We start from the raw sequence: 2,904 nt of genomic DNA on the forward strand, positions 1-2,904 counted from the left end.
CCTCGTCGATCGTGCGCGGCAGGAAGCGCTGGATGTTGGTGCCCTCGGGCGTCACGCCGCCGCCGATCATCTCGGCGATCGAGCCCGTGACCACGACGCTGGGCAGATGCGGATCGAGCACCGCATTGGCGCGCTTCATCGCGCCTTCCGTCCCGTGCTGGCCGAGTTCCTCTTCGCCGAGACCGGTGACGACGATCGGCAGCTCATGCGGCGGCAGTGCGTCGGTGTAGTGCAGCACCGAGGTCACCGGCAGATTCTCGCAGCCGACCGGGCCGTCGATGACGACCTGCAGGCCCTTGATGGCGCAGAAGACGTAGACCGCCCCCCAATAGCCCCCGGCCCTGTCGTGATCCTGGACCAGCATCACGGAATCTCCTCGGCCGCCGCCTTCGCCTTGGCGGCGCGGCGGGCGAACTTCTCGCGGAAATCGGGATGCAGTTGCGGCGTGTCCTGCCAGGTGCCGGCGGTGTCCCCCTCGCCGACGCCGGCGAAGAACGCCTTCATCGCGTCCATGCGGCCCTTGTTGCCGATGGCGGCGTTGACGACCTGGGCGAGCGAACCGGCGCCAGCCGGCCCGAAGAGCGGCCGCGCCGAGATCAGATTGGTGAAGTAGAGGCCGGGGATGCCGAGCTGCTTGGCCTTCTGCACCACCGGCGTGGTGCCGATCGCGAGGTCCGGCTGGAACTCGGCCATCGCCGCGAGATCCTCCTCGAGCGTGGCACGGAAATTCACCATCACGCCACGCGCCGCAAGCCACTCGCGGTCGGTCTCAGACCAGGGCGTGCGCGGGCAGGCGGTGCCGACATAGCGCAGATCGGCACCGCTCTCGACGAGTAGCCGCGCGACCAGAAGCTCCGAGCCCTCATAGCCCGACAGCGTGATCCGGCCGCTGATCGGCATGGCCGAGAGCGCGCCACGGATCGCTGGGACCAGCCGGTTCTGCGCCGCCTCGACCAAGGGCTTGGCCACGCCGCAGGCCTCGCCGATCGCCGAGAGCCAGGCGACCGTGCCCTCGACGACGACCGGGCCGGAGCCGACGATGCTGCGCCCCGCCGCCTCGAACTCGCGGATGGAGGCCGTGTAGAAGGGGTGGATCGCCGCGACGACCGCGCAGTCGAGCGCGGCATAGAGCTCGCGCCATTCCCGCGTGGGCACGACCGGACCGGCCGCCAGGCCCAGCGGCTCGAGCATCATGCCGATGCCGACGGGGTCGGCCGGGAACATCTCGCCGAGCAGGGTCACTGTCGGCCGCTGCGCCTTGCCGGCACGCGGCGCCTGCACCGGGCCGGCCTCGGCCTCCTTGCGGGCATAAGCGAGCATGGCACCCGCCAGCACGTCCTTGGCCTCGGCATGGGTCGGTACGCCGAAGCCCGGCACGTCGATGCCGATGATGCGGACGCCGTTGATCTCTTTGGGCAGGAGCCGCAAAGGCACGCCCGACGCCGAGGGCACGCAGAGATTGGTCACGACGATGGTGTCGTAGAGCGCGGGGTCGGCGAGCTGGAACACCGCCTCGCGGATGTCCTCGAACAGCTTGCCGGTGACCAGCGTCTCGGAGTTGAACGGCACATAGCCGACCGAGCGCCGCGCGCCGTAGAAATGCGAGGTGAAGGTCAGCCCGTAGACGCAACAGGCCGAGCCCGACAGAACCGTCGCGGTGCGCCGCATCCGCAGGCCGACGCGCAAGGAGCCGAAGGCCGGGCACATGCTCTGCGGCTTGTCGTGGGGCCCGACGGGGTAATCCTTCGCAAACCGCTCCAGCATCTCGCTGTTGCCGGCGGCGGTCGCAGCATCGCGCAGCGCCTGCTTGCCGGAATGGCAGCCCAGCCCGTCGCCTTGCGTCGCCGCCGTATTGATCGCGGGGGCGGAGGCTGCGTCGGGAAGGGGCTGGTGAACGGTCATGATGCGCCTCAGACCTGGTCGTAGACGACTTCGAGGGTCGTCTTCTTGAGGGCTGAGGGGCCGCACATGTCTTCCAGCGTGGCGGGAACAAGCACGACGTCGCGGCCGGTGCTTTCGCTGGAGAACAGGCCGAGCAGCGCATCCTGCGTCAGCGGCGTCGGCCGCACCGGCGGCGCCTCCGAGACGTTGAGCCCGAGCTCCTCGAACAGCGGGGCCCAGACATCGCCCGGCCGCCCGATGATTTCGTAATTGGCGCTCTTCTTGCGGATGTCGTCATTGGCGGGAATGGCTGCGAGAACCGGAATCCCGACCTTCTCGCAGAAGGCCTGGGCCTCGCCGGTGCCGTCATCCTTGTTGATGACCATCCCGGCGACGCCGACATTGCCGCCGAGCCTGCGGAAATACTCCACAGCCGAACAGACATTATTAGCCACATAAAGAGACTGAAGATCGTTCGAGCCGACGACGATGACCTTCTGGCACATGTCGCGGGCGATCGGCAGGCCGAAGCCGCCGCAGACCACGTCGCCCAGGAAGTCGAGCAGCACGTAGTCGAAACCCCATTCGTGGAAGCCCAGCTTCTCCAGCAGCTCGAAGCCGTGGATGATGCCGCGCCCGCCGCAGCCGCGGCCGACCTCGGGCCCGCCGAGTTCCATCGCGTAGACGCCGTCGCGCTTGAAGCAGACATCGCCGATCTGGACCTCTTCGCCCGCCGCCTTCTTGCGCGAGGAGGTTTCGATGATGGTCGGGCAGGCCCGGCCGCCAAACAGCAGCGAGGTGGTGTCGGATTTCGGATCGCAGCCGATCAGCAGGACCTTCTTGCCCTGCTGGGCCATCATGTAGCTGAGATTGGCCAGCGTGAACGACTTGCCGATGCCGCCCTTGCCGTAGATCGCGATGATCTGCGTTTCCTTGGTCGGCGCGGTTGTGACCACCGCGTCCTGCGGCTGGGCGGCCTCGTCGCGCAGGCGCGCGGCCATGGCGGCGGCGGGAGAAGGGACG

2 protein-coding genes and 1 pseudogene are annotated in these 2,904 nt (G+C 68.4%); all 3 read right to left on the reverse strand.

Features of this window, described 5'->3' with window-relative positions; all coding sequences use genetic code 11:
- Nucleotides 1-364, reverse strand: a pseudogene (locus tag Q8M82_RS14160) (chlorophyllide a reductase subunit Z); the annotation flags it as partial.
- Nucleotides 364-1,902 carry a chlorophyllide a reductase subunit Y gene (gene bchY, locus Q8M82_RS14165; protein ID WP_305691982.1) on the reverse strand — a complete coding sequence of 513 codons (1,539 nt, stop codon included), beginning with the start codon at nt 1,900-1,902 and terminating at the stop codon, nt 364-366. The gene bchY and the pseudogene Q8M82_RS14160, both read right to left, overlap by 1 nt.
- A gap of 8 nt (nt 1,903-1,910) precedes the next feature.
- Nucleotides 1,911-2,882: a chlorophyllide a reductase iron protein subunit X gene (locus tag Q8M82_RS14170; protein ID WP_305691983.1), complete on the reverse strand. Its 972-nt coding sequence runs from the start codon at nt 2,880-2,882 to the stop codon at nt 1,911-1,913.
- Between the last annotated feature and the right edge of the window lie 22 nt (nt 2,883-2,904).

The organism is Allobosea sp. (assembly GCF_030694325.1).
Taxonomy (GTDB): domain Bacteria; phylum Pseudomonadota; class Alphaproteobacteria; order Rhizobiales; family Beijerinckiaceae; genus Allobosea.